At 66.7% G+C, this 25,446-nt stretch carries 20 protein-coding genes; 7 read left to right on the top strand and 13 right to left on the bottom strand.

Annotated elements, in window-relative coordinates; genetic code table 11:
* The first annotated feature begins 97 nt into the window (after nucleotides 1–97).
* The 3 genes from dnaK to GQ56_RS0116100 all read left to right on the top strand — a co-directional run bounded on the left by dnaK (nucleotide 98) and on the right by GQ56_RS0116100 (nucleotide 5,389).
* Nucleotides 98–2,050, top strand: a complete 1,953-nt coding sequence (gene dnaK / locus GQ56_RS0116110; protein WP_031399632.1) for a molecular chaperone DnaK — start codon at nucleotides 98–100, stop codon at nucleotides 2,048–2,050.
* A 266-nt stretch (nucleotides 2,051–2,316) separates the two neighbouring features.
* On the top strand, nucleotides 2,317–3,453 hold the full coding sequence (gene dnaJ / locus GQ56_RS0116105; RefSeq protein WP_031399631.1) for a molecular chaperone DnaJ: 1,137 nt from the start codon (nucleotides 2,317–2,319) through the stop codon (nucleotides 3,451–3,453).
* 13 nt (nucleotides 3,454–3,466) lie between these two features.
* The gene (locus GQ56_RS0116100) at nucleotides 3,467–5,389 is read left to right on the top strand and encodes a chorismate-binding protein (RefSeq protein ID WP_031399630.1); all 1,923 of its coding nucleotides are present in this window, start codon (nucleotides 3,467–3,469) and stop codon (nucleotides 5,387–5,389) included.
* 102 nt (nucleotides 5,390–5,491) lie between these two features.
* Here GQ56_RS0116100 and panB read toward each other — a convergent pair whose 3' ends face one another.
* The 6 genes from panB to hda are packed head-to-tail and all read right to left on the bottom strand — an operon-like array spanning nucleotide 5,492 to nucleotide 10,579.
* Nucleotides 5,492–6,307 (bottom strand): 3-methyl-2-oxobutanoate hydroxymethyltransferase, encoded by an 816-nt coding sequence (gene panB, locus GQ56_RS0116095; protein ID WP_031399629.1) that lies wholly within the window; start codon nucleotides 6,305–6,307, stop codon nucleotides 5,492–5,494.
* Between the two features lie 43 nt (nucleotides 6,308–6,350).
* On the bottom strand, nucleotides 6,351–7,037 hold the full coding sequence (locus GQ56_RS0116090) for a deoxynucleoside kinase (protein ID WP_031399628.1): 687 nt from the start codon (nucleotides 7,035–7,037) through the stop codon (nucleotides 6,351–6,353).
* Nucleotides 7,034–7,576: a 2-amino-4-hydroxy-6-hydroxymethyldihydropteridine diphosphokinase gene (gene folK, locus GQ56_RS0116085; protein WP_031399627.1), complete on the bottom strand. Its 543-nt coding sequence runs from the start codon at nucleotides 7,574–7,576 to the stop codon at nucleotides 7,034–7,036. Before folK ends, GQ56_RS0116090 begins: the two co-directional genes overlap by 4 nt.
* A 35-nt stretch (nucleotides 7,577–7,611) precedes the next feature.
* Complete coding sequence (gene pcnB, locus GQ56_RS0116080; protein WP_031399626.1) at nucleotides 7,612–9,150, bottom strand: polynucleotide adenylyltransferase PcnB; 1,539 nt, start codon at nucleotides 9,148–9,150, stop codon at nucleotides 7,612–7,614.
* Nucleotides 9,151–9,155: 5 nt separating this feature from the next.
* Nucleotides 9,156–9,833 (bottom strand): histidinol-phosphatase, encoded by a 678-nt coding sequence (locus GQ56_RS0116075; RefSeq protein ID WP_031399625.1) that lies wholly within the window; start codon nucleotides 9,831–9,833, stop codon nucleotides 9,156–9,158.
* A gap of 11 nt (nucleotides 9,834–9,844) precedes the next feature.
* Nucleotides 9,845–10,579 (bottom strand): DnaA regulatory inactivator Hda, encoded by a 735-nt coding sequence (gene hda / locus GQ56_RS0116070; protein WP_031399624.1) that lies wholly within the window; start codon nucleotides 10,577–10,579, stop codon nucleotides 9,845–9,847.
* A gap of 250 nt (nucleotides 10,580–10,829) precedes the next feature.
* On the opposite strand from hda, the gene purM reads away from it, so the two are divergent.
* Nucleotides 10,830–11,885 carry a phosphoribosylformylglycinamidine cyclo-ligase gene (purM, locus tag GQ56_RS0116065; RefSeq protein ID WP_031399623.1) on the top strand — a complete coding sequence of 352 codons (1,056 nt, stop codon included), beginning with the start codon at nucleotides 10,830–10,832 and terminating at the stop codon, nucleotides 11,883–11,885.
* An 80-nt stretch (nucleotides 11,886–11,965) separates the two neighbouring features.
* Here purM and tet read toward each other — a convergent pair whose 3' ends face one another.
* Complete coding sequence (gene tet, locus GQ56_RS0116060; protein WP_031399622.1) at nucleotides 11,966–13,159, bottom strand: Tet(A)/Tet(B)/Tet(C) family tetracycline efflux MFS transporter; 1,194 nt, start codon at nucleotides 13,157–13,159, stop codon at nucleotides 11,966–11,968.
* 62 nt (nucleotides 13,160–13,221) lie between these two features.
* Here tet and tetR point away from each other — a divergent pair, with 62 nt between their 5' ends.
* Complete coding sequence (tetR, locus tag GQ56_RS0116055) at nucleotides 13,222–13,854, top strand: tetracycline resistance transcriptional repressor TetR (protein ID WP_031399621.1); 633 nt, start codon at nucleotides 13,222–13,224, stop codon at nucleotides 13,852–13,854.
* Between the two features lie 22 nt (nucleotides 13,855–13,876).
* On the opposite strand, the gene miaA is transcribed toward tetR, so the two are convergent.
* Entirely contained in the window at nucleotides 13,877–14,851 is a 975-nt protein-coding gene (gene miaA / locus GQ56_RS0116050) for a tRNA (adenosine(37)-N6)-dimethylallyltransferase MiaA (protein WP_031399620.1), read from the bottom strand.
* Nucleotides 14,848–16,839 carry a DNA mismatch repair endonuclease MutL gene (mutL, locus tag GQ56_RS0116045; RefSeq protein ID WP_031399619.1) on the bottom strand — a complete coding sequence of 664 codons (1,992 nt, stop codon included), beginning with the start codon at nucleotides 16,837–16,839 and terminating at the stop codon, nucleotides 14,848–14,850. Before mutL ends, miaA begins: the two co-directional genes overlap by 4 nt.
* Nucleotides 16,840–17,023: 184 nt before the next feature.
* Between mutL and GQ56_RS0116040 the strand changes: the two genes are divergently transcribed.
* Nucleotides 17,024–17,707 carry a DedA family protein gene (locus GQ56_RS0116040; protein ID WP_031399618.1) on the top strand — a complete coding sequence of 228 codons (684 nt, stop codon included), beginning with the start codon at nucleotides 17,024–17,026 and terminating at the stop codon, nucleotides 17,705–17,707.
* 163 nt (nucleotides 17,708–17,870) lie between these two features.
* Here the strand turns inward: GQ56_RS0116040 and GQ56_RS0116035 are convergent, their stop codons facing one another.
* From GQ56_RS0116035 to GQ56_RS0116015, 4 genes are all read right to left on the bottom strand, one after another.
* On the bottom strand, nucleotides 17,871–19,298 hold the full coding sequence (locus tag GQ56_RS0116035) for a mannose-1-phosphate guanylyltransferase/mannose-6-phosphate isomerase (RefSeq protein ID WP_031399617.1): 1,428 nt from the start codon (nucleotides 19,296–19,298) through the stop codon (nucleotides 17,871–17,873).
* 279 nt (nucleotides 19,299–19,577) lie between these two features.
* A complete protein-coding gene (locus tag GQ56_RS0116025; RefSeq protein WP_031399616.1) occupies nucleotides 19,578–20,390 on the bottom strand; it encodes a mechanosensitive ion channel family protein in 813 nt (270 codons plus the stop codon).
* 237 nt (nucleotides 20,391–20,627) lie between these two features.
* A complete protein-coding gene (locus tag GQ56_RS0116020; protein WP_031399615.1) occupies nucleotides 20,628–22,640 on the bottom strand; it encodes a capsular polysaccharide biosynthesis protein in 2,013 nt (670 codons plus the stop codon).
* 27 nt (nucleotides 22,641–22,667) lie between these two features.
* Nucleotides 22,668–23,819, bottom strand: a complete 1,152-nt coding sequence (locus tag GQ56_RS0116015; RefSeq protein WP_031399614.1) for a glycosyltransferase family 4 protein — start codon at nucleotides 23,817–23,819, stop codon at nucleotides 22,668–22,670.
* Between the two features lie 437 nt (nucleotides 23,820–24,256).
* Here GQ56_RS0116015 and GQ56_RS0116010 point away from each other — a divergent pair, with 437 nt between their 5' ends.
* Nucleotides 24,257–25,444: a polysaccharide biosynthesis/export family protein gene (locus GQ56_RS0116010; protein WP_031399613.1), complete on the top strand. Its 1,188-nt coding sequence runs from the start codon at nucleotides 24,257–24,259 to the stop codon at nucleotides 25,442–25,444.
* Nucleotides 25,445–25,446 lie beyond the last annotated feature (2 nt).

Here is a 25,446-nt window from a genome sequence, read left to right as displayed (position 1 = left end):
GACGCATTTCGGGAACAGAGTTGAATTCTGGCGTGCGAAACCGCCCCAAAACGCGGGGTTTCGCGCAGCAAACAAGCATTTCTGGAGATTAGGAAAAATGGGAAAGATCATCGGTATTGACCTCGGCACCACGAACTCGTGCGTCGCCATCATGGAAGGCAACCAGGTCAAGGTCATCGAGAACTCGGAAGGCACGCGCACCACGCCGTCGATCATCGCCTACATGGACGACAACGAAGTCCTCGTCGGCGCGCCGGCCAAGCGTCAGTCGGTGACCAACCCGAAGAACACGCTGTTCGCGGTGAAGCGCCTGATCGGCCGCCGCTTCGAAGAGAAGGAAGTCCAGAAGGACATCGGCCTGATGCCGTACACCATCATCAAGGCCGACAACGGCGATGCATGGGTCGAAGCGCACGGCGAAAAGCTGGCGCCGCCGCAGGTTTCGGCGGAAGTGCTGCGCAAGATGAAGAAGACGGCCGAAGACTACCTCGGCGAGCCGGTCACGGAAGCCGTGATCACGGTGCCGGCGTACTTCAACGACAGCCAGCGTCAGGCAACCAAGGACGCCGGCCGCATCGCGGGCCTCGAAGTCAAGCGGATCATCAACGAGCCGACCGCGGCTGCGCTCGCGTTTGGCCTCGACAAGGCCGAGAAGGGCGACCGCAAGATCGCCGTGTATGACCTCGGCGGCGGTACGTTCGACGTGTCGATCATCGAGATCGCCGACGTCGACGGCGAAATGCAGTTCGAAGTGCTGTCGACCAACGGCGACACGTTCCTCGGCGGCGAAGACTTCGACCAGCGCATCATCGATTACATCATCGGCGAGTTCAAGAAGGAGCAGGGCGTCGACCTGTCGAAGGACGTGCTCGCGCTGCAGCGCCTGAAGGAAGCCGCTGAAAAGGCGAAGATCGAGCTGTCGTCGAGCCAGCAGACCGAAATCAACCTGCCGTACATCACGGCGGACGCATCGGGCCCGAAGCACTTGAACCTGAAGATCACCCGCGCGAAGCTGGAAGCGCTGGTGGAAGACCTCGTCGAGCGCACGATCGAACCGTGCCGCATCGCGATCAAGGACGCAGGCGTCAAGGTGTCGGACATCGACGACGTGATCCTGGTCGGCGGCCAGACGCGCATGCCGAAGGTCCTGGAGAAGGTGAAGGAGTTCTTCGGCAAGGATCCGCGCCGTGACGTGAACCCGGACGAAGCCGTCGCGGTTGGCGCGGCGATCCAGGGCCAGGTCCTGTCGGGCGACCGCAAGGACGTGCTGCTGCTCGACGTGACCCCGCTGTCGCTCGGCATCGAGACGCTCGGCGGCGTGATGACGAAGATGATCAGCAAGAACACGACGATCCCGACCAAGCACGCGCAGGTGTACTCGACGGCCGACGACAACCAGGGCGCCGTGACGATCAAGGTGTTCCAGGGCGAACGCGAAATGGCAGCCGGCAACAAGCTGCTCGGCGAGTTCAACCTCGAAGGCATCCCGCCGGCACCGCGCGGCGTGCCGCAGATCGAAGTGACCTTCGACATCGACGCGAACGGCATCCTCCACGTCGGCGCGAAGGACAAGGCGACCGGCAAGGAAAACAAGATCACGATCAAGGCGAACTCGGGTCTGTCCGAGGCTGAAATCGACCAGATGATCAAGGACGCGGAAGCGAACGCAGCGGAAGACCACAAGCTGCGCGAGCTGGCCGATTCGCGCAACCAGGGCGACGCGCTGGTTCACAGCACGAAGAAGGCGCTGGCCGAGTACGGCGACAAGCTGGACGCGGGCGAGAAGGAAGCGATCGAAGCGGCGCTGAAGTCGCTCGAGGACGTGCTGAAGGACTCGTCGGCCGACAAGGCTGCGATCGACGCGAAGGTCGAGGAACTGGGCAAGGTTTCGCAGAAGCTCGGCGAGAAGATGTACGCCGACATGCAGGCCCAGCAGGCTGGTGCGGCGGGCGCGGCCGGTGCCGCGGAAGGTGCGGCCCATGCGGGCGGCGCGCAGCAGGCTGCCGACGACGTCGTCGACGCCGAGTTCAAGGAAGTGAAGAAGGACTAAGCCGGGTTGCCCCGTCGCCGTTCGCCGCGCGCAGCCAGCGCGCGGCGCGGCCGGCGGGATGGCTGACAAGCGGTCTGTCTTTCCTTCCGGATGGCCGGATCGACTCCACGCCTGGCGGGCTTCGCGGCCCTCCGGGCACATTTGTTTTTTGGCGGGTGCCGTGTGCGTCGTCGGTGGACGGGCGCGGCGCCAGACGAGTCGAGAGACTTTACTGCGGGCGAAAGGAGCCGCCGCATGCGCGATGCGCGGCGGCACAGTGAATCGATATGGCGAAACGGGATTACTACGAGGTTCTGGGCGTCGCGAAGAATGCGAGCGACGACGAAATCAAGAAGGCATATCGCAAGCTTGCGATGAAGTACCACCCTGACCGCAATCCGGACAACAAGGATGCGGAAGAGCATTTCAAGGAAGTGAAGGAAGCCTATGAAATGCTGTCGGACAGCCAGAAGCGGGCCGCGTACGACCAGTACGGCCACGCGGGCGTCGATCCGAACATGGGCGGTGCGGGCGCACAGGGCTTCGGCGGCTTCGCGGATGCATTCGGCGACATTTTCGGCGACATCTTCGGCCAGGCCGCAGGCGGTGCGGCGCGCGGCGGCCGCGGCGGTCCGCAGGTGTACCGCGGCGCGGACCTGCGCTACAGCATGGAAATCACGCTCGAGCAGGCGGCGCACGGCTACGACACGCAGATCCGCGTGCCGAGCTGGGTGTCGTGCGAGGTCTGCCACGGGTCGGGCGCGAAGCCCGGCACGAAGCCGGAAACCTGCCCGACCTGCCATGGCCAGGGCACGGTGCGCATGTCGCAGGGCTTCTTCAGCATCCAGCAGACCTGCCCGAAGTGCCACGGCACGGGCACCTACATCCCCGAGCCGTGTGCGCATTGCCACGGGTCGGGCAAGGTGAAGGAAACCAAGACGCTCGAAGTGAAGATCCCGGCCGGGATCGACGACGGGATGCGGATCCGCTCGGCCGGCAACGGCGAGCCGGGCATCAACGGCGGGCCGCCGGGCGACCTGTACGTCGAGATCCACATCAAGCCGCACGCGGTGTTCGAGCGCGACGGCGACGATCTCCACTGCCAGATGCCGATCCCGTTCACGACCGCCGCGCTCGGCGGCGAGATCGAGGTGCCGACGCTGGCCGGCCGGGCATCGTTCCCGGTGCCGGAAGGCACGCAGTCGGGCAAGACGTTCCGTCTGCGGGGCAAGGGCATCAAGGGGCTGCGTTCGAGCATCGCCGGCGATCTGTACGTCCACGTTCAGGTCGAGACGCCCGTGAAGCTGACCGACAATCAGCGCGACCTGCTCAAGCAGTTCGAGAAGTCGCTGGCCGAGGGCGGCGCGCGTCACAGCCCGCAGAGCAAGAGCTGGTTCGATCGTGTGAAGAGTTTCTTCGAGTAACGCGAGTAACGGCATGACTGAAGGCAGCGAGAGCGCGTCGTTCGCGCTCTTGGACGATTGCGACTCGACTGCGTCTGCGCGGTCGAGTCGTTTGTATTCCGGCTTCGTGCACGAACGCGTGTGTACGGATCCGGAACAGCTCGACGCAGTCGACGCAGCGGTTGCGCAGGATCTGCGCGACGGGCTGCATGCGGTTGTCGTCGGCGATTACGAATTCGGGCGCAACCTGCAACGGGCGCAGCCGGGCGATGCCCCGCTGCGCTTTTTGCTGTTTGCGCGCTGCGAGCGCCTGTCGCGCGATGAAGTCGACACGTGGCTCGCGCAGCAGGACGGCGGCGGTCAGCCGTCGATCGCGGGCGTCGCACACGTGGCGAAGAGCGTCACGCGCGACGCGTTCGACACGGCTATCGCCGCGGTGCACGACGCACTGCGCGCGGGCGATTCGTATCAGGTCAACTACACGTACCGGCTGAATTTCGACGTGTTCGGCACGCCGCTCGCGCTGTACCGGCGGCTGCGCGAGCGCCAGCCCGTACGCTACGGCGCGCTGATCGCGCTGCCGGGCGGTGCGTGGATCGTGTCGTGTTCGCCCGAGCTGTTCGTCGAGCGGCACGGCGACGTGTTGCGCGCACGGCCGATGAAGGGCACCGCGCCGCGTTCGGCCGATCCCCGGGACGACGCGGCGGCCGCCGCGTTCCTCGCGAACGATCCGAAGAACCGCGCGGAAAACGTGATGATCGTCGATCTGCTGCGCAATGACGTATCGCGGATCGCGCGCACCGGAACGGTCCGCGTGCCGGCGCTGTTCTCCGTCGAGCCGTATGCGTCGGTGTGGCAGATGACGTCGACGGTCGAGGCCGGCTGGCGCGACGGGACGTCGTTCGCGCAGATGCTGCGCGCGCTGTTTCCGTGCGGATCGATCACGGGCGCGCCGAAGCACGGGACGATGCAGCTGATCGACGCGATCGAGTCGACGCCGCGCGGGCTCTATACCGGTGCGATCGGCTGGCTCGATGCGCCGGGCGAAAGCGCGGCTCCCGATGCAGGTGGAAATCGCGCGTCCGCTTGCGGCGATTTCTGTTTGTCGGTCGCGATTCGTACGTTGACTCTCGAGGCGGCCGGCGCACGTTCGGCGGGCGCCGATAGCGACGCGTCCGGTCCGGTCGCGGCAACTGCCGGACGCCGGCGCGGCACGATGGGCGTCGGCGCGGGCATCGTGCTCGACAGCGTCGCGGCCGACGAATATGCGGAGTGCGACTTGAAAGCGCAATTCCTGACGGATGCCGATCCCGGCTTCCAGCTGTTCGAAACCACCGCTGCCACGCGCGCGGACGGCATCCGGTATCTGGAGCGCCATCTTGCACGGCTGCAGCGCAGCGCGGACGCGTTCGGCTTCCGTTTCGACGCCGACGCATTGCGCCGCGAGATCGACGCGCGCTGTGCTGCGCTCGACGGAGACGGTGCCTACCGGATGAAGCTCGCGCTCGCGAAGGACGGCACGGTCGAGATCGTCGCGGCGCCGCTGAAGCCACTGCCGGTGGGGCCGGTCGGCGTGCTGCTGGCGTCCGCGCACGGCTTCGCGCCGACCCGCGCAGGCGATGCGCTGCTGCTGCACAAGACGACGCGCCGCGCCGAATACGATCGCGCGTGGCAGGCGGCGGAGGCGCTGGGCGGTTTCGACATGCTGTTCGTCAACGAGCGTGGCGAAGTGACGGAGGGTGGGCGTTCGAACCTGTTCGTGAAGCTCGACGGCCGGTGGGTGACGCCGCCGCTGGCGTCCGGCGTGCTGCCGGGCGTGATGCGCGGCGTGTTGCTCGACGATCGTACGTTCGGTGCAACGGAGCGCGTCGTGACCCGTGACGATCTGGCTCGCGCGCAGGGGCTGTTGTTGACCAACGCGCTGCGAGGCGCGCTCGACGCGGTATTGATCGCGTAACGGGACGCCGCTGGCAGCACGGCAAATTAAAAAGCGCGGCGCCCCGCAAAGGGCGCCGCGCTTTTTTATTCCGGTGCCGGCGAACGCGTTGCCGACGCCCGATCAGAACGAATGTTCGGGACCGGGAAACGCGCCGTCCTTCACCGCGCGGACATACGCTTCGACCGCCGCCTGGATGTTCGGCTGACCCTGCATGAAATCCTTCACAAAGCGCGGACGCTTGCCGGGGAACACGCCGAGCATGTCGTGCAGCACCAGCACCTGCCCCGAGCAGTCGACGCCCGCGCCGATGCCGATCGTCGGAATCTTCAGCATGTGCGTGACTTCGGACGCGACGAGCGTCGGCACCGCCTCGAGCACGACGAGCTGGGCGCCCGCGTCCTCGATCGCGCGTGCGTCGCGCAGCAATTGCGCGGCGCCGGCCTCGGTCTTGCCTTGAACCTTGAAGCCGCCGAATGCGTGCACCGATTGCGGCGTCAGGCCCAGGTGCGCGCACACCGGCACCGAGCGTTCGACGAGGAAACGGATCGTCTCGGCGAGCCACTCGCCGCCTTCGAGCTTGACCATCTGCGCGCCCGCGCGCATCAGCCGGACCGAGTTCGCGAACGCCTCGGCCGGGGTGCCGTACGTGCCGAACGGCAGATCGGCGACGACGAGCGCGCGCGGCTGCGCGCGTGCGACGCAGGCGGTGTGGTACGCGATGTCGTCGAGCGACACGGGCAGCGTGGTCGTGTGACCTTGCAGCACATTGCCGAGCGAATCGCCGATCAGCAGCACGTCGGTGCCCGAGCGATCGAGCAGCGCGGAAAAGCTCGCGTCGTAGCAGGTGAGCATCGCGATCTTCTCGCCGGCGTCGCGCATTGCCTGCAGCTTGGGCACCGTGACGGCAGGCCGGCTCGATTCCTGGAGATAGGTCATGGGAAATCCGGGTCGATGGGTGAAAAACGGCAGGCGGGACGCGTCAGCGCGTCGTCTCGCCCTTGACGAAGAATTCCTTGCGGCCGCGCATCGTCTCGATGCGCTCGATCAGCAGCGCGAGGTCTTCGGGGGAATCCAGCGGGTTCAGGTGTTCCGCGGCGACCGTCAGCACCGGCGTGCGGTCGTAGTGGTAGAAGAATTCGTTGTACGCGTCGACGAGCGAGCGCAGGTATGCGTCGCTGATCTGCAGCTCCATCGGCAGCCCGCGCTTCTGGATGCGCGCGAACAGCACTTCGGGGCTCGCCTGCAGATAGACGACGAGGTCCGGCGACGGCGCCTGCGGTACGTCGACGTGCGTCGCGACCGCGCGATACAGTTGCCATTCGTCTTCCGGCAGGTTCAGCCGCGCGAAGATGTCGTTCTTCTGCGGCATGAAATCGGCGATGACGGGGCGGCCCGTGTCGAGCGCGCCGATCAGTTCGCGGGCCTGCTGCGCGCGCTGCAGCGCGAACGACAGTTGCACGGGCAGCGCGTAGCGCGCGGTGTCGCGATAGAAGCGTTCGAGGAACGGGTTGTCCTGCGGGCGCTCGAGCAGCGTCTGCATCGACCAGCGTTCCGCGAGCTGCCGCGCGAGCGTCGTCTTGCCGACGCCGATCGGGCCTTCGATCACGAGATAGCGGTGCGGCGCGCGCAGGTCGGGCGCGGTGACGGTCAGCGGAGTAGGGATCATCGGCAGCGGGGCTTGTCGGCGTCTTCGCCTGCGGCGAGCGCCTTCTGCATCAGGCACTGGCAGGTCTGCACCTTCTCGACGCGTTGGTCGGCGACGGCGGCGAGGAAGGCGTCGGCCCGGCCGCGCGCGGGGATGTCGAGCGCCGGCTCGATCTCGACGAGCGGCACGAGCGCGAATGCGCGATCGGTGAGGCGCGGATGCGGGACGATCAGGTCGGGTTCGTCGATCGAGTCGGCGCCGAACAGCAGGATGTCGAGGTCGAGCGTGCGCGGTGCGTTGCGGTACGGCCGCTCGCGGCCGAAGTGATGTTCGATCTTCTGGCAGAGCGCGAGCAGCTCGCGGGCCGACGACGACGTGTCGAGCTTGACGACGCAATTGTAGTAGTCGTCGCCGCCCGCTTCGAAGGGCGCCGTGCGATACAGGCTCGATTTCCCGAGGATCGAGATGGTGCGCTGCTGCGCGAGGCAGACCACCGCGTCCTTCAGGGTCTGGCGCGCATCGCCGAGATTCGCCCCCAGTCCGATATATGCAACCGTCATGGCATCACTTCCTACGTCGTTCGCCAGCGAGCGCGTCAGTCGTCGGAACCGCCCGAGGTATCCGGCGCCTGCTCGGCGGCACCTTCACCCGGATTGCGGTTTCGTGCGCCGCCGCGGCGCCGCCGCTTGCGGGGCGATTTTTCCTTCGAGCCGCCCTGCGTGAGCAATGCCTCGCGAGCGGCCGCGTCGCCTTCGATGAAATCCGTCCACCACTGTCCGACTTCCGCATCGAGCTCGCCGGATTCGCAGCGTAACAGGAGGAAATCATACCCCGCTCTAAACCTTTGGTGTTCCAGCAGCCGCATCGCGCTGCGGCCCGAGCGTTTCTCGAGGCGCAGCTGCAGGCCCCAGATCTCGCGCATGTCGGCCGAATAGCGCTTGTGGATCGCGAGCTTCTCGGTCTGCATGTCGAGCACGTCGTCCATCGCGCGATGGAGCGCCGGCACCGGGATTTCGCCTTCGGCCGTGTATTGCTCGAAGCGCTGGCGCATGTCGTGCCACAGCAGCGTCGCGAACAGGAAGCCCGGCGACACCGGCTTGCCGGCGCGCACGCGCGCGTCGGTGTTGTTCAGCGCGAGCGTGATGAACTTCTCGCCCTGCGGCTGTTCGAGCACCACGTCGAGGAGCGGCAGCAGCCCGTGGTGCAGGCCTTCCTTGCGCAATTGCTGCAGGCATGCGAGCGCATGGCCCGACAGCAGCAGCTTCAGCATCTCGTCGAACAGGCGGGCGGCCGGCACGTTGTTGATCAGGTCGGCGAGCCCGTTGATCGGCTCGCGCGTATGCGGCTCGATCTCGAAGCCGAGCTTCGCCGCGAAGCGCACGACGCGCAGCATCCGCACCGGATCCTCGCGGAAGCGCGTAGCCGGATCGCCGATCATCCGCAACAGGCGGGCACGCACGTCGGCCATCCCGTCGTGGTAGTCGAGCACCGTCTGCGTGGCCGGGTCGTAGTACATCGCGTTGATCGTGAAGTCGCGGCGCGCGGCATCTTCATGCTGCTCGCCCCACACGTTGTCGCGCAGCACGCGGCCGCTCGCGTCGACGGCGTGCGTGCGGCGGTCGAGTTCGTCGCGCTTCAGCCGCTTCGGCGGTTCGGCGGCGGCCGCCTCGGGCGGCGCGTCGACCAGCGCGCGGAACGTCGACACCTCGATCAGCTCCTGGCCGAACTGCACGTGGACGATCTGGAAGCGGCGGCCGATCAGGCGCGCGCGGCGGAACAGGCGCTGCACCTCGGTCGGCGTCGCGTCGGTCGCGACGTCGAAGTCCTTCGGCGCGATGCCGAGCAGCAGGTCGCGCACCGCGCCGCCGACGATGAAGGCGCGAAAGCCTGCCTGCTGCAGCGTGTCGGTCACGCGCACGGCATTCTTCGAGATCAGCGCCGGATTGATGCCGTGCACGCTGGCCGGCACGACGGTCGGCTCATGGTTGCTGCGCGGTTTCTTCGCACTGCCGCCGCGGGGTGCCTTCGGGGCGCGCGGGGCGGCTGGGGCCGCTTCGTCGGCCGGAGCCGCTGCGGGAGACGTTCGCTCGGTTTCGTCCTGACCGAGCAGCTTGCGGATGAATTTTTTGATCACGACGTTCAGAAGAGATCGAGGATACGCCAGCCGCGGTTGCTTGCATGCGCACGCAGCGTGTCGTCAGGGTTGGTCGCGATCGGGTCGGTGACTTTCTCGAGCAGCGGGATGTCGTTGTGCGAGTCGCTGTAGAAGTAGCTGTGCGCGAAGTCGTCCCAGCGCTTGCCGAGCGACGCGAGCCATGCTTCGGTCCGCACGATCTTGCCTTCGCGATAGCTCGGCGTGCCGGTCGGCCGGCCCGTGTAAGGCGAATCGGGATGCCCGTCGGTCGTTTCGACCTCGCACGCGATCAGCGTGTCGACGCCGAACGCGGTCGCGATCGGGCGCGTGATGAATTCGTTGGTTGCCGTCACGACGCAGCACAGGTCGCCTGCATCGAGGTGCTTGCGCACGAGCTCGAGTGCGGCGGGCGTCATCGCGGGACGGATCACCTCGTGCATGTACTGCTCGTGCCATTGCGCGAGCTGCGCGCGCGAATACTTCGCGAGCGGCGTGAGCATGGCCGTGAGGTACGCGTGGATGTCGAGCTTGCCGGCCTTGTAGTCGGCGAAGAACTGATCGTTCTGACGCGAGAAGCTTTCCGCGTCGACGATGCCGAGCTTCACCATGAAGCGGCCCCATTCGTGGTCGCTATCGGTCGGGATCAGCGTGTGATCGAGGTCAAAGAGTGCCAGATTAGTCATGGAAGCGCATTTTACTCGAAGCGGTTCGGGCCCGTGCCCGGTGGTGTGATGTCGTCGCCGGGACGCGCCAGCATCCGGCGCAGCAGCGGCAGCGTGACCGCGCGTTTCTGCTCGAGCGAGAAGCGGTCGAGCGCGTCGAGCAGCGCCATCAGGCTCGGCATGTCGCGGCGGAAATGGGTCAGCAGGTAGGCGGCGATGTCGTCGGTGAGCGCGATCCCGCGCTCCTTCGCCGCGAGCTTGAGCACGGCGATCTTGCCGGCGTCGGACGGCGGCGACAGGTGGAACACGAGCCCCCAGCCGAGGCGCGTGCGCAGATCCTCGCGCACGTCGAGCGCGAGCGGCGCGGCGGGGCCCGCCGCGACGAAGGCGCTCGACGGGTGCGCGCGCACTTCGTTGAACAGGTTGAACAGCGCGACCTGCTGCGCGTCGCTCATCCGGTCGCAGTCGTCGATCGCGTAGATGCCGATGCGCGGGTCGAACGTGAACGCGCCGAGCGGGCTCTGCGGCGTCAGGTAGCGCGCGTAGCCGTACGACGCGTCGCTCACGAGCGCCTGCAGCAGATGGGTGCGGCCGCTGCCGGGCTCGCCCCAGATGTAGAACGACCGGTCCGGCACGGGGCCCGCCGCGAGCGCGAGGTCGAGCTTCTGCAGGCGCGTGACGAGCTCGTCGTTCTCCTCGCTCATGATGAAGTTGTCGAACGTGGCGGGCGGCGGCGTGCCGAGATCGAGCGTCAGTTGACGGGTCACGGCAGTCACGATGCGGGTCGGTTGAAAAAACGCGTGCCGTACGCCGGGCACGCGCGGGGGAATACGGCCCGGATGGCTGCACACGCGACCGCACGCACGGCGCCGCGCCGGTTTCGGCGCGGTTCGCTCGGCGATGAAAACGGGGACGTGTTGACCAAGATGCAATCCCTGACGATTCGGTGCTGGGAATTCCGGCCAACGGGCCGGCTTCGGGTAAAATCGCATTTTACCGACCTTCTCGCATTCCCCCATGAATCCTCCGAAATCCGCTCCCGACGCTCAGGGTCTGTCCTACCGCGACGCAGGCGTCGACATCGACGCAGGCGACGCGCTCATCGACAAGATCAAGCCTTTTGCGAAGAAAACCCTGCGCGACGGCGTGCTCGGCGGCATCGGCGGGTTCGGCGCGCTGTTCGAAGTGCCGAAGAAGTATCGCGAGCCCGTGCTCGTGTCCGGCACCGACGGCGTGGGCACCAAGCTCAAGCTGGCGTTTCATCTGAACAAACACGATACGGTCGGCCAGGATCTCGTCGCGATGAGCGTGAACGACATCCTCGTGCAGGGCGCCGAGCCGCTGTTCTTCCTCGACTACTTCGCGTGCGGCAAGCTCGACGTCGACACGGCCGCGACGGTCGTCAAGGGCATCGCGCACGGCTGCGAACTGTCGGGCTGCGCGCTGATCGGCGGTGAAACGGCCGAAATGCCGGGCATGTACCCGGACGGCGAATACGACCTGGCAGGCTTCGCGGTCGGCGCGGTCGAGAAGAGCAAGATCATCGACGGCAGCACGATCGCCGAAGGCGACGTCGTGCTCGGCCTCGCATCGAGCGGCATCCATTCGAACGGTTTTTCGCTCGTGCGCAAGATCATCGAGCGCGCGAACCCCGACCTGTCGGCCGATTTCCACGGCCGGTCGCTCGCCGACACGCTGATGGCGCCCACGCGCATCTACGTGAAGCCGCTGCTCGCGCTGATGCAGAAGATCGCCGTGAAGGGCATGGCGCACATCACGGGCGGCGGCCTGGTCGAGAACATTCCGCGCGTGCTGCGCGAAGGCCTCACCGCCGAACTCGACCAGAACGCCTGGTCGCTGCCGCCGCTGTTCAAGTGGCTGCAGGAGCACGGCGGCGTGGCCGACGCTGAAATGCACCGCGTGTTCAACTGCGGGATCGGCATGGCCGTGATCGTCGCGGCGGCCGATGCCGACGCCGCGATCGCCGACCTGGCCGCCGCCGGCGAACAGGTGTGGAAGATCGGCGTCGTGCGCGCGAGCCGCGAAGGCGAGGCGCAGACCGTCGTGGTCTGACGCACTGCCGCAACGGATGCAGCAGGCAAAACCGCCCGGAGTCGATCCGGGCGGTTTTTTTTCGGGCATCGCGCCGCCGCTTACGTCGACGGAAGCGGCTTGCCGGCCGGGCGCGCGGCGGCCAGCAGCGGCGGTATCAGCAGATAAAGCAGCGCGGCCGCGGCCCATACGAGCCCCGGCCACGTCGCGCGTGTCGCCGCATAGGCCGCGGTGACGACCAGCGGCCCGCCGACGCCGATCAGGCTCGCCACGCTTGCGAGCGTGCCCTGCAGTTCGCCCTGGCGCGCATCGTCGACCTGCCGCGAGAGCATCGCCTGCAGCGCCGGCAGCGTCATGCCGCCCGCCGCGAACAGCGGCAGCAGCGCGAACGGCACCCACGCGGCGGACGCGAACGCGATCGCGACGAGCCCGAGCGCGTCGCCCGCAAGGCCCATCGCGAGTGCGCGTCGCTCGCCGAGCCGCGCGATCAGCGGCCCGATCGCGAACGCCTGCGCGAGCGCGTGGCACGCGCCGTAGCCTGCGAGCGACAGCCCCGCGATCGGCGTCGACCAGCCGAAATGCGCCTGACCGTACAGGATCCACAACGTCGCGGGCGCCTGCGACACCAGCGCCACGATCACGTAGATGCCGAGCAGCGGCACGAGCGCGGGCGTGCCGCTCAGTCGCCGCAGGCTCGCGAACGGGTTGAGTGCGACCGCCGGGCGGCCTGCGTGCGCCGAGGGCGGCCGCGATTCCGGCAGCGCGCGCCAGACCAGCACGAGATTGAGTGCGTTGAGCGCGGCCGCCGCGACGAACGGCGCACGCAGGTGCAGCGCACCGAGCAGCCCGCCGATCAGCGGGCCCGCGATGAAACCGATGCCCATCATCGCGCCGAGCTGGCCGAAGCGTCGCGCGCGGTCGGGTTCGGCCGTGACGTCGGTGACGCACGCGGTCGCGACCGCGACGTTCGCGCCCGTGATGCCCGCGATCAGCCGCCCGACGTAGAGCCATGCGAGCGTCGGCGCGAGCGCCATCAGCAGGTAGTCGAGCGCGGCGCCCGCGAGCGACACGAGCAGCACGGGCCGGCGGCCGAAGCGGTCGCTCAGCGCACCGAGCAGCGGTGCGCACAGGAACTGCGCGAACGCGTACAGCGCGAGCAGCACGCCGTAGTGCGTGTCGATGCTGCCCGCGCCGGCAAGCGCGCGCAGCAGCCCGGGCAGGATCGGCATCACGATCCCGACGCCGATCGCGTCGAGCAGGACCGTGGCCAGGATGGCAATCAGGGACGGATTCAAGAGCGTAACTCTATCGATGATAGAGTGAGGATTATTCCACAGTTTCCCTATCGGTGATAGAGATGAAGGACGCAGGGGCGCGGCTGACGCGCGACACGGTATTGCGTGCGGCCCTCGAGCTGCTCGATGAAGCGGGGATCGACGGGCTGTCGACGCGGCGGCTTGCCGAGCGGCTCGGCGTGCAGTCGCCGACGCTTTACTGGCATTTCCGGAACAAGGCCGAACTGCTCGACGCGATGGCCGAGGCGATCATGCTCGAGCGTCACGACGCATCGCTGCCGCAGCCGGGCGACGCGTGGGATGCATGGCTTGCCGACAACGCGCGCAGCTTCCGCCGCGCCTTGCTCGCCTATCGCGACGGCGCGCGGCTGCATGCCGGCACGCGGCCGCGCGCGCTGCATTTCGGTTCGATCGAACGCAAGATCGCGCTGCTCGGCGACGCGGGTTTCGCGCCGGACGAAGCGGTGGACGTGATGTATGCGCTGGGCCGCTTCGTGGTCGGATGGGTGCTCGAGGAGCAGGCGGAACCGCCCGCCGCTGCCGATACGCCGTTGCCCGATGCGGCCGACTATCCGCTGCTCGCGCAAGGGTGGGCCGCGCTGCGCGAGCGCGGCGGCGATGACGCGTTCGAGCGCGGCGTCGCGTTGATCGTCGACGGCGCGCGCGCGCGTCTGGCGGCGCGCAAGCCGGGCTGATCGCCGGCCGCGCGCAGCGCGTTCAGTCCGTCGCGCGGCCGTCCAGCACGCGTTCGAGCGCGTCGAGTGCGCGGGCGGTCGAATCGGGCGCGATGCAGTCGACGACGATCCGCTCCGGCATCGCGCGCAGCCAGGTGATCTGGCGCTTGCAGAGCTGACGCGTCGCGAAGATGCCCTTGTCGCGCATCGTCCGGTAGTCGGTGTCGCCGTCGAGGAATTCCCACGCCTGGCGATAGCCGACGCACCGCATCGACGGCAGGTCGGGGTGGAGATCGTCGCGGCGGCGCAGCCGCTCGACTTCGTCGAGGAAGCCCGCGTCGAGCATCGCGTCGAAGCGCTGCGCGATCCGCGTGTGCAGGACCGCGCGATCCGACGGCTCGAGCGCGACCGGCACGAAGCGGTAAGCGGCCGCCGCATCGTCCGTGCGGCGCGGCGCGGCCAGCAGCACCGACATCGGCTGCCCGCTCAGCATGAACACTTCGAGCGCGCGCTGGATCCGCTGCGAATCGTTCGGCGCGAGCCGCGCGGCCGTGTCGGGATCGACTTGCGCGAGCCGCGCATGCAGCGCGGGCCAGCCGTCGCGCGCGGCGTCGGCGTCAAGCGCCGCGCGCACGTCCGGATCGGCGCCCGGCAGGTCGTTGAGCCCCTGCGTCAGCGCCTTGTAGTACAGCATCGTGCCGCCCGCGAGCAGCGGCGTGCGCCCGCGCGCGGCGATCTCGCCGATCAGCCGCAGCGTGTCCGAGCGGAAACTCGCGGCCGAATAGGCGTCGGCCGGATCGATGATGTCGATCAGGTGATGCGGCACGCTCGCGCGCTCGTCGCGCGACGGTTTCGCGGTGCCGATATCCATGTCGCGGTAGACGAGCGCCGAATCGACGCTGACGATCTCGATCGGGCGGCGCGCGGCGAGCGCCAGCGCCGCGGCCGTCTTGCCCGAAGCGGTGGGGCCGAGCAGGCAGGCGATCGTCGTCGGGCGGGCGTGCGGTGCCGCGCTCATTGGCCGCGCATGAAAAGGCGGTCGAGATCGTTCAGCGTGAGCTGATACCACGTCGGCCGGCCGTGGTTGCACTGGTCCGCGCGCTCGGTCGCTTCCATCTGGCGCAGCAGCGCGTTCATCTCGTCGAGCGTCAGGCGCCGGTTCGCGCGCACCGCGTGGTGGCATGCGAGCGTGCCGAGCAGTTCGTGCTGGCGCTCGGTGAGCACGCGCGAGCCGCCGAACGCGTGCAGATCGGCGAGCACCGCGCGCGCGAGCGACTGCAGGTCGGCGTCCTTCAGCAGCGCCGGCACGGCGCGGATCGCGAGCGTGGTCGGCGACAGCACCGCGAGATCGAAGCCGAGCGATTCGAGCGTGTCGCGTTCTTCCTCGACCGTGCCGATCTCGACCGGCGTGGCCGTCATCGACACCGGAAGCAGCAGCGCCTGCACGGCGACCGAGCGGTCCGCCAGCGCGTTCTTGAACTGCTCGTACAGGATCCGTTCGTGCGCCGCGTGCATGTCGACGATCACGAGGCCGTGCGCGTTCTGCGCGAGCACGTAGATGCCGTGGATCTGGCCGAGCGCGAAGCCGAGCGGCTGTTCGTCGTGCGTGGTGGCGGCGATCGGCGATACGGTGAAACCGGGCAGCGGCGCGACCGACGCATCGGCCGGATCGCGCGCGACGGTGGTCGTGCCGTCCGGTGTGCCGGCGCCGGTATCCTTGCGGCCGAACATGGCGTCGTAGAGCGCGAGCGGCTGCGCGACGGGCAGCGTGCCCTGCGTCATGCGCGCCTGGCGCATCCAGGTGTTGCCCGCCGACGAGGACGACGGCGACGAGAAGCCGCTGCCGCCCATGCCGCCGCTCGCGTGGCCCTGGCTCTGTCCGAGCGGCGTGTCCAGGAACGACGACGGCCCGCGCGGCGTCGCTTCGATATGCGCGGCATGGCCGCCCGCCGTGGTTTCCGGCGACGCGCCCGCATGGCGCGCGAGCGCGCGCTGGACCGCATGGAACACGTACTGGTGGATCGAGCGCGAATCGCGGAAGCGCACCTCGATCTTCGACGGATGCACGTTCACGTCGACCGCTTCCGGCGGCAGGTCGAGAAACAGCACGTACGACGGATAGCGATCGCCGTGCAGCACGTCTTCATAGGCCGCGCGCACCGCGTGCGTCAGCAGTTTGTCGCGCACGAAGCGGCCGTTGACGAAGAAATATTGCTGGTCGGCGCGGCCGCGGCTGGCGGTCGGCAGGCCGGCGCAGCCGTAGACGGCGAGCGGGCCGGCCTGTTCGTCGAGCGGCAGGTGCGCGGTCGCGAAGCCGTCGCCGAGGATCTTCGCGACACGCTGCGCGGGCTCGGTCGCGTTCCAGTGCTCGACCGCCTTGCCGTTGTGCAGCACCGAGATCGCGACGTCCGGCCGCGCGAGCGCCGCGCGGCGGATCATTTCCAGGCAGTGGCCGAACTCCGTTTGCTCGCTCTTCAGGAACTTGCGCCGCGCGGGCGTGTTGAAGTACAGCTCGCGCACCTCGATCGTCGTGCCGACGGCGCCGGCGGCGGGCGACAGCACGCCCGTCTGCGCATCGATCTTGGTCGCGTGCGCGGCGTCGGCCGTGCGGCTCGTGATCGACATCTCGGCGACCGACGCGATCGACGCGAGCGCTTCGCCGCGGAATCCGAGCGTCGCGACGGCCTCGAGCTCCTCGAGCGAGCGGATCTTGCTGGTGGCGTGGCGCATCAGCGCGAGCGCCAGCTCGTCGGGCGGAATGCCGCAGCCGTCGTCGGTGATCGAGATGCGCTTGACACCGCCTTCTTCCAGCACGATGCGCAGCGTCGCGGCGCCTGCGTCCATCGCGTTCTCGAGCAGCTCCTTGACGACCGACGCGGGGCGTTCGACGACCTCGCCGGCGGCGATCTGGCTGATCAGCTGGTCGGGCAGGGGCTGGATCGCGCGCGGCGGGCGCGGAGCAGGGGCGGGCGCGGCGCCCGCGGCCGTTTCGGTGATATCGGACATGGCCGAATTATAGCGAGGCGGAGAATGCGTGCCCGGTCCGCCAACGGCTACGTTTTTTCACGGAGCGCCAAGGTAGTTTCGGTATCATGGCTGCGTTGCGCGCGCCGCCTTGGCCGGCGGGCGCCTGCGCCATGTCCGGCGCGCTTCCGGCCGCTCCGGCCCTATCGCCTTCGAGGAATTGCATTTGGATACGCTGCTTCATTTCGTCAACCTGGTCCTGCATATCGACGCCTTCCTCGGCGATTTCATCCGGCAGTACGGCGCCTGGGTCTATCTCGTGCTGTTCCTGATCGTGTTCTGCGAGACGGGGCTCGTCGTGTTCCCGTTCCTGCCCGGCGATTCGCTGCTGTTCATCGGCGGCGCGTTCGCGGCGACGGGGGAAATGAACGTCGGCGCGCTGATCGTGCTGTTGCTGGTCGCGGCGATCGCCGGCAATACCGTGAACTACCTGATCGGCCGCTGGGTCGGCCCGAAGGTGTTCAATACCCATATTCCGGTGCTCGAGCGCTTCCTCGATCGCGCCGCACTGCAGAAGACCCACTCGTTCTACGACAAGCACGGCGGCAAGACGATCGTGCTCGCGCGCTTCATCCCGGTCGTACGCACGTTCGCGCCGTTCGTCGCGGGCGCGTCGTCGATGAGCGTCGCGCGCTTCCAGTTCTTCAACGTGGTTGGTGCGCTGGTGTGGGTGCTGCTGCTCGTGCTGCTCGGGTATTTCTTCGGCAATATTCCGTTCATTCGCCAGTACCTGAACGTGATCGTGCTGGCCGGGATCGGCGCCGCGGTCGTGCCGGTGGCGCTCGGCGCGGTGTGGAAGCTGGTGCGCGGGCGGCAGTCGGATGGGGTGGAGAAGACGGGCGGGCGTTGAGCGGGCTTCGTTTCGGTCGATGAAAAAGCGTGGCGGCTGTGAGGCGCCACGCTTTTTTTTCGTCCGGCGCCGCTGTTACGCGTTGCGGTGCGAGAGTGGGGTTTCGGGTGTCGTCGGGCGCCGGATCGAGGCCGGCAGTCGTGCGAACCGGGACGCGCCGCGGTTACGGCGCTGCGCGGCCGTAGGTATCTTCGAAACGGACGATGTCGTCCTCGCCGAGATACGAGCCGGACTGGACTTCGATCAGTTCGAGCGGAATCTTGCCGGGGTTTTTCAGTCGATGGGGGGTGCCGAGGGGAATGTACGTCGACTGATTCTCGGTCAGGATGATTTCCGACTCTCCATTTGTGACGAGCGCCGTCCCCTTCACGACGATCCAGTGCTCGGCGCGGTGATGATGCATCTGCAGGCTCAGTTGTGCACCGGGCGCGACGATGATCCGCTTGACCTGGAAGCGGTCGCCGGCGTCGATGCTCTCATACGAACCCCACGGTCGCGGAACACGACGGTGCGTCACCGATTCGAGTCGTCCTGAACGATTCAGGTTTTCGACGACCTTCTTCACGTCCTGAACGTGGTCGCGATGTGCGACCAGGACAGCGTCCGCGGTTTCGACGATGACGACATCCTGCACGCCGATCGCGGCAACCATCCGGTGTTCCGCGCGGATGTACGAGTTCGAGACTGTGTCCGTATGGATGTCGCCGGAAATGGTATTGCCTTGCGCATCGCGCGTGGCGATATCGGCGAGCGCGCTCCACGAACCGACATCGCTCCAGCCGAGCTCGGCGGCGGCGACCACGGCTGCGCGCTTCGTCTTCTCCATGACTGCGTAGTCGATGGAGATGTCCGGACACGCGGCGAATGCCTCGGTATCGAGGCGCAGAAAATCGTAGTCCTGCTTCGCATGCTCGAGCGCCCGTGCGGTGTGTCGGCCGATCTCGGCCGCATGTTGCGCGATATCGTCGAGGTAGGCCGACGCATTGAGCAGGAACATGCCGCTGTTCCAGTAATAGCGGCCGTCGTGGACGAAGGCCTCGGCTCGTTCGCGGTCGGGCTTTTCGAAGAACGCGTCGACGGCATGAGCGCTTCTGCCGGTGTCAAGCGCTTCGCCGCGGCGGATATACCCGTATCCGGTATGAGGTTCGGTGGGAGGGACGCCGAATGTGACGAGATGTCCGCGCTTTGCGACCGCGGCAGCCGTTTCGACGGCCGTGACGAATGCCGAAAGACTCTGGACGATGTGGTCCGACGGCAGCACAAGAAGCAACGCGTCCGGATCGTCACGCAAGGCGATTTCCGCTGCGACGGCAATCGCCGGTGCCGTGTTGCGGCCAAGCGGCTCCAGCACGATGGTCCGTGGCTTGATGCCGGTGTGCTGAAGTTGTTCGGCGATCATGAAGCGATGCGCATGATTCGCGACGATGATGGGAGGGGCGACTCCCGGCACTTCGCTGGCGCGCAGGACGGTCTGCTGGACCAGGGTTTGCTCTCCTGCCAGTTTCAGATATTGCTTCGGGTAGTTGCTGCGGGACATCGGCCACAGCCGACTGCCGTTGCCGCCGCACAGGATGATCGGGTGGAGACTCATGCGGAGATGCCGGGGTCAGGGCGATTGGATCGTGGCTGGATTGCCGGGGGAGTCATTCTAGCAAAGCGCTGAGGGCCGATCTGTTTGCCCGTGGTTGCCGGCCCTGACATGACCGAGGCGGCCGCGCACGAAGCGGTGTGGCAGCAGGTGCGCGGGCGCCAGTCGGACCGGTACGCATAAGACGGGCGGGCGTTAAGCGGGGCGCTTGCGGTTCTGTTCCGGGAAATTGATAAAGCGTGGCGGTTGATGTCGCCACGCTTTTTTCGTCCGGTGCTGTCGTTACGCGTTGCGATGCGAGATCGGGGTTTCGGGCGTCGGGTATTGAGCGTCGCGGAACGTGTCGAGGATCACGCGATTGGTGTCGCAGTACACCTGCCAGTAGTTCTCGGGTGCGGTGGACGGGCGCACGAACAGCAGCGGGCCTTCCGGCGTGAATTGCAGCACGCCGACGTCCGGCGCCGGGCTGGTCAGCACGTTCGGGATCTGCTGGATCGACGTTTTCAGGCGGTTGATCGCGTCGACCGCGTCGACGCCGTTCGCGATCTTCGCAGTCAGGTCGACACGGCGGTACGACGTCGCGCTGTAGTTCGCGATGTTGTCGGAAAAGATCTTGTTGTTGCCGACGATCGTCACGATGTTGTCGGGCGTGATGATCGTCGTGCCGAACAGGCCGAGCTCCTTGACCGTGCCCGTGACGCCGCCGGCGTTGATCACGTCGCCGATCTTGAACGGGCGCAGCACCTGCATGAACACGCCGGCGGCGAAGTGCGCGAGCAGGCCGCCCCAGGCGGTGCCGATCGCGAGGCCGAGGCCGGCGAGCAGCGCGGCGAACGAGGTGGTCTGCACGCCGAAGATCTGCAGGATCGCGAGGATCAGCAGGACCGTCAGCAGCACGCCGACGACGGAGGTCAGGTAGTCGGTGAGTGTCGGGTCGACCTTGCCGCTGCGGCGCACGACCTTGCCGAGCAGGCGGGTACCGATGCGGATCGCCCAGCGGCCGACGAACCACAAGACGATCGCGGCGAGCAGGTTGAGGCCGAAGTCGAGGCCGCGGGTCATCAGGAATTGCTGGGCGGTGGCGAGATCGATCATGCGTTCTCCGAAGTCAGGATTAAAAAGGGCGGCGCATGCAGCGGGTGGGTGGCGCTTTTATAACCTGACCAGGGAGGAACGGGCAACCCGCCTTACATTGCTTGACGTAATGAAAGGCGGGCAGCATGCGGTTGCGTGCTGCCCGTTTGCGGAGGGGACAGGCCCTGAGCAGCTGGCGCCTGAATCAGCTCGGGCGTGACGTATCGGACACCGTTGCTCGGCGATGGCTGATCGGTTTCAGCGCATCGCCCGGTCGCGAAAGTACTGCCGTCCCTGCCATGCCGCATAACGAAGCGCATTGCGACTCCAGCGTATCGCCTTGACGAGCGGACGGGCGCGGTTTCCGCGTATTTTCTCGAGCGGACGGGCGGCATTCGGGGCGAGTTGCCGGGCGATCGCCTCGGGTGTCGTGAACAGCGAGAGCTGCCAGTCCCAGTAGATCGCGTAACGCAGCAGCACCCCCGCCGTCAGCATGTCGAGCGAGAGCCTGCGCTCGCGCCACGGCTGTTCCAGCGCGTCGTGCGTCAGTCCCCAGCCGGCGTAGAAGGGCAGGCCATACGTGTGGACTTCCTTCCCGCGCATCAATGCGTCGAAGCCGGCGAGCGACGAAAGTGTGTGCAGCTCGTCCGCCACGTCGATCAGCGAGATGAGATCCGCGTCCGCGTCCACGATGTCCGCGAGGTCTTGCGCATCCACGAGTCCCGCACGATTGCCCGACAGCACGTCCGGATGCGGCTTGTAGACGATGAAGGCGTCCGGTCGCCGCGTACGCACTTCCCGCAGCAACGCCTCCGACGTGGCAATCGTGCCGGTTCCCAGGCGGATCGACGCGTCGTCCGCAACCTGGCCCGCCACGAGCACGATGCGCTTGTCTCGCGGAATGTGCCAGGTCGGTGCCAGGCGGCCGAGATTGTATTTCGTGAGGCCGAGCTGCACGATCGTCTGCCTTAGCGCGGCCGCGCGCCGCAACTCCGGTTCGTCGAACGTGGCCTGGTTCAGGATGACGGTCAGGTCGCTCGGGCGACTTGCGTCGAAATACAGGCCGCGGCGGTCGATGACCTGGCTGCACGGCGGCGACATGTCGGAACCGAGTCCCGTCGAGTGGATGAAGCCGTCTTCGATTCGGATGCGGGCGACGCCGTCAGCCAGGCCCTCGGCAGAACGCCCGCCCCATATCGCCGCCTGTTCGTCCGCGTGCGCGTCGCCCGGATCCGCTATCCAGCGCAGCGCTCCGCCGCCTGCGGACAGATAGGGCGTGGCGTACGGCCGCTTCCACCATTGGAAGCGGATGCCGGCTACCCGACCGAGATCGCCGAAGCGTGCGGCGACGGCGTGCTGCAGTTCAATGCTGTCGAGCACGTTCTCTAGCGCGCCCTGGGTGCCGCGTGCCGGGTCGAGGTAATGCGCAAGTTGCAGGAACGCCGCATCGAACAACGAGAAGACGGACGGGCGGGCGCGGCGTTCCGGCATCGCAACGCGATCCCGCGTCAATCCCCAGCCCGCGTAATAGGGCGTGCCGAACACATGAACGGGGACGCCGGCCAGCAGCGCTGCCATCCCTTCGGACGCGCCGACGACATAGACGGCGTCGGCGCGTCGAAGCACGTCGCGCAGGGAATGTGCGACGTCGAGCACGCGAGCCTGCCCGGGCAACTGGTGCTGGTTCGACAGCCAATCGCCGGCGCCTGCATCGGCGGAACGCAGGATCCACGGATCGGCGTCGGGATGTGCGATGCGCACGGCATCCATCATCGCGGCAAAGTTCCGTCGGCGGTGCCTTGCCGGCGTGCAGATGTCGGTACGCGAGGTTTCGCGTTCGTCGATGAGCACAATGCGGTTCCCGCGGCCGGATTCGTGCCACGCCTCGGGCAATTCGGCCAGGCGGTGCCGAACGTGCAAGGCGTCGCTGTCCAGCACGCGGCGAATCAGATCGCGACATCGCGCATTCGCGTCGACGGCGTCAGTGGCCTGCAGTGTGCGTTCGAGTGCGGCGACGAGCCCGCCGTGCGCAGCCAGATCGGGCGGGATGCAGAACCACGAAAGCGGCGGCGCATGTGTCGCATGCCGGGCGAAGACGGGGCCGGGGCAGACCGGGTAGACGGTGCGCCCCATCGACGCAAACGCTCGCGCAAGCGCGGCGCCCGCGGGCGAATCGATCCAGATGAACGGCGATCTTCCCGTCAGCCAGCCGACCATGTGCTTGCCGCGTGCGATTGCGCTGGCGTCGAATGACCGGATTCCTGGCGTCATCGGGGGTTCGGTGGTTACCCGCGTCATTTACCGGAGCGACTCGAGGAAGCCATCGATGCGCTCGAAATGCTCGGCCCAAGTCGGTGCGTGAAAGCGCTCGATCCGCGCGATCTGGCTCGCGCGCTCGATGCTGTCCGCCCGGGCGTATGAGCGAATCCGCGTGAGCCATCCGGGTCCGTCGAGCGGGTCGAGGTAGTCGGGAATGTCCGACGCGATTTCGTGAAAGACAGGCAGGTCGCTGGCGAGCACCGGCAGGCCCAGCATCAAAGCCTCGACGAGCGGCATGCCGTAGCCTTCGGTGAACGACGGGAAGATGAGCGCGCGCGCGTGCTGCAGCCATGCGTGCAGCCGCTCGTCGCTGCAATCCGACTCCTCGATGACCGCGTCGCGAATTGTTGCGCAGCGCTCCAGCATGTCGACGACGTTCTCGCACTCCCAGCCGCGCCGGCCGATTACGATGAGTTTGGGCGCGGCATCCCCCATTTGTTCGACCAGCCGCCGCCACACGTGCAGGATGAACCAGTGGTTCTTGCGCGGTTCGATCGTGCTGAGCATCACGAAATAGGGGGCGTCGAGTGGAGCCGGGCTCGGCGGATGAGGTTCCACTGCCGGTGCGAGCGGAGCGACGACGACCGGCGGGAGCGGCAGCGCCGCCTTCCGTGCTTCGTTCGCCAATTCGTCGTAGGTTGCCTGTGAATTGCTGATCAGGCCGCTCGCGTGTCGCAGCGCGGTATGGATACGGAGACGATGCGATGCGTCGACGCCGGGGCGGCAGTACTCTGCATGCGTCAGCGGAATCAGGTCGTGGACCATGAAGACCGAGCGCGCGTTGCGTTGCGCCATCGCCCGATAGTAACGGGTGAACTCCATCCCGTTGTGACTGGTATGCAACAAAATTGCGCGATCGAATCGGGCGGGCCGCAGCCGGTTCAGTAACGCGGAAGCAACAATCTTGCGCAGCGCCCATCGGTCGCGAGCCGACGACAGCAGCAGCGAAAACAGCTTTTGCGAGTCATTTTCCGTTAAAACAGTCGAAAAGCCGCGTTCGCTCAGGACGGCACGTGCGCGATCGCCATATCGACGGATGTAGGCCAGTCCTACCCGGTCTACTCCGGTGGGGATCAGGCCGTCATAAAAGCGGGTGGCAAGACGAGTGACGTCTAGAAGTATTTTTGTCACGCAGGTGCAATGTAGTTGTGCGTGCGGAATGAAAAATGTTTCCGTTTGCCGAAGCCTGACGGCTCATGCAACAATTCCGCCGGGCAATTTTATGGCATCTCGGATGGCGGGACAATTCGCAAGTGCGCGTCCATTGATCAGTTCAATGTCGAGCATGCCAAACAAATTGAAGCTTGATGTCAGATTTACCGAGCCGTGCGCCCTTGCGCGCGGCCGCAATGTACCACCGAGCCCGCTCCCGTTAGCGTCAAACCGGCCCCGCGCCTTAGCGGGCCTGGGAGTTGGCTGCGCGTAAGCCGGGGTTGCTGGATTGAAAGAGGCCGAGGGAACGGTGAGGTTGTATATCGGCGTTTCGGATGCGTTACGCCGGTAAGTTCTCCGGTACATCTTACATTGTGCGGTAAAATCCGGCGGCCTTTGAATGACTGGATTGGTAAATGCAGAGTTTAAATCGCAGTGTTTGGTTGGCTGCTGCCATCGGCGGCGCCATTGGGTTGGCTGCGTGCGGGGCCATTCCCACGTCCGGACCGAGTCGTTCCGAGATTAATGCCAGTGGTGGTGGCGGCACCGATCAGGTTAGCTCGCAAGGGATTCAGGTCGTCGACGTGACGGACCAGGTTGCGCGGCAGCTCTACGCCGGACGCAAGAGTGCGGATTTTGCCTCGGCGCTGGGCGACAATTCGGCGTTTCAGCAACAACTGGGCGTGGGCGACGTGGTTGAGGTGTCGATCTGGGAAGCGCCGCCGGCGACGCTGTTCGGCGGTGGCGTAAGTGACTCCCCGACGCCCAGCGGGGTGCCGACCGGTGCGCGGCTGACCAAGCTGCCGACGCAGGTGATTGACGGCAACGGCAACATCAGTGTGCCTTTCGCCGGTGCGATCAAGGCAACGGGCCGTACGCCAAGCCAATTGCAAGCGTATATCGCAGCGCGTCTCAAGAATATCGCGCACGATCCGCAGGTCCTGGTGCAACTGGCGCGTAACGAGACCTCGTACGTCACCGTCGTGGGAGACGTATCGAGCAGTACGCGCATGCAATTGAGCGCGCGCGGCGAGCGCGTGCTCGACGCGCTTGCGGCGGCCGGCGGCGTGAAGCAGCCGATCAACAAGACCATGATCCAGGTGACGCGTGGCGAGACTGTTGCGCTTGAACCGTTGGACACGGTGATCCGCGATCCGCGCCAGAACGTACCGCTGAAGGCGGGTGACGTCGTCACTGCATTGTTTCAGCCCTACAGCTTTACTGCGTTCGGTGCGACGGGCAAGAACGAGGAAATCAATTTCGAGGCGCAGGGCATTACGCTGGCGCAGGCATTGGCGCGGGCAGGCGGCTTGCAGGACTCGCGTTCGGATGCGAAGGGCGTCTTCATTTTCCGGCTGGAAGACCAGCAGGCGCTCAAGTGGCCCAACCAGCCCGTGCGAACGACGGCAAACGGCAAAGTCCCGGTCATTTATCACATCAATCTGAAAGATCCGGATTCGTTCTTCGTGGCGCAAAGCTTCATGATGGATAACAAGGACGTCCTTTATGTCTCCAATGCGCCGGTGGCAGAACTGCAGAAAGTGCTGAACCTGGTGTTCTCCGTGGCCTACCCGATCGTGTCTGGTGTTCAGACGTTCAAATAATT

The organism is Burkholderia paludis, from assembly GCF_000732615.1.
Taxonomy (GTDB): Bacteria; Pseudomonadota; Gammaproteobacteria; order Burkholderiales; family Burkholderiaceae; genus Burkholderia; species Burkholderia paludis.
This window is presented reverse-complemented; position numbering and strand designations above follow the sequence as displayed.

Bases quoted from the DNA above. Each gene is read 5' to 3' on its own strand.
- GQ56_RS0116035 (WP_031399617.1), bottom strand. From the start codon at position 19,298: ATGAGTCTCCACCCGATCATCCTGTGCGGCGGCAACGGCAGTCGGCTG.
- mutL (WP_031399619.1), bottom strand. From the start codon at position 16,839: ATGTCCGATATCACCGAAACGGCCGCGGGCGCCGCGCCCGCCCCTGCT.
- miaA (WP_031399620.1), bottom strand. From the start codon at position 14,851: ATGAGCGCGGCACCGCACGCCCGCCCGACGACGATCGCCTGCCTGCTC.
- GQ56_RS0116090 (WP_031399628.1), bottom strand. From the start codon at position 7,037: ATGATCCCTACTCCGCTGACCGTCACCGCGCCCGACCTGCGCGCGCCG.
- tetR (WP_031399621.1), top strand. From the start codon at position 13,222: ATGAAGGACGCAGGGGCGCGGCTGACGCGCGACACGGTATTGCGTGCG.
- GQ56_RS0116025 (WP_031399616.1), bottom strand. From the start codon at position 20,390: ATGATCGATCTCGCCACCGCCCAGCAATTCCTGATGACCCGCGGCCTC.
- panB (WP_031399629.1), bottom strand. From the start codon at position 6,307: ATGACCTATCTCCAGGAATCGAGCCGGCCTGCCGTCACGGTGCCCAAG.
- purM (WP_031399623.1), top strand. From the start codon at position 10,830: ATGAATCCTCCGAAATCCGCTCCCGACGCTCAGGGTCTGTCCTACCGC.
- GQ56_RS0116100 (WP_031399630.1), top strand. From the start codon at position 3,467: ATGACTGAAGGCAGCGAGAGCGCGTCGTTCGCGCTCTTGGACGATTGC.
- dnaJ (WP_031399631.1), top strand. From the start codon at position 2,317: ATGGCGAAACGGGATTACTACGAGGTTCTGGGCGTCGCGAAGAATGCG.
- GQ56_RS0116020 (WP_031399615.1), bottom strand. From the start codon at position 22,640: ATGACGCCAGGAATCCGGTCATTCGACGCCAGCGCAATCGCACGCGGC.
- dnaK (WP_031399632.1), top strand. From the start codon at position 98: ATGGGAAAGATCATCGGTATTGACCTCGGCACCACGAACTCGTGCGTC.
- GQ56_RS0116010 (WP_031399613.1), top strand. From the start codon at position 24,257: ATGCAGAGTTTAAATCGCAGTGTTTGGTTGGCTGCTGCCATCGGCGGC.
- folK (WP_031399627.1), bottom strand. From the start codon at position 7,576: ATGACGGTTGCATATATCGGACTGGGGGCGAATCTCGGCGATGCGCGC.
- GQ56_RS0116075 (WP_031399625.1), bottom strand. From the start codon at position 9,833: ATGACTAATCTGGCACTCTTTGACCTCGATCACACGCTGATCCCGACC.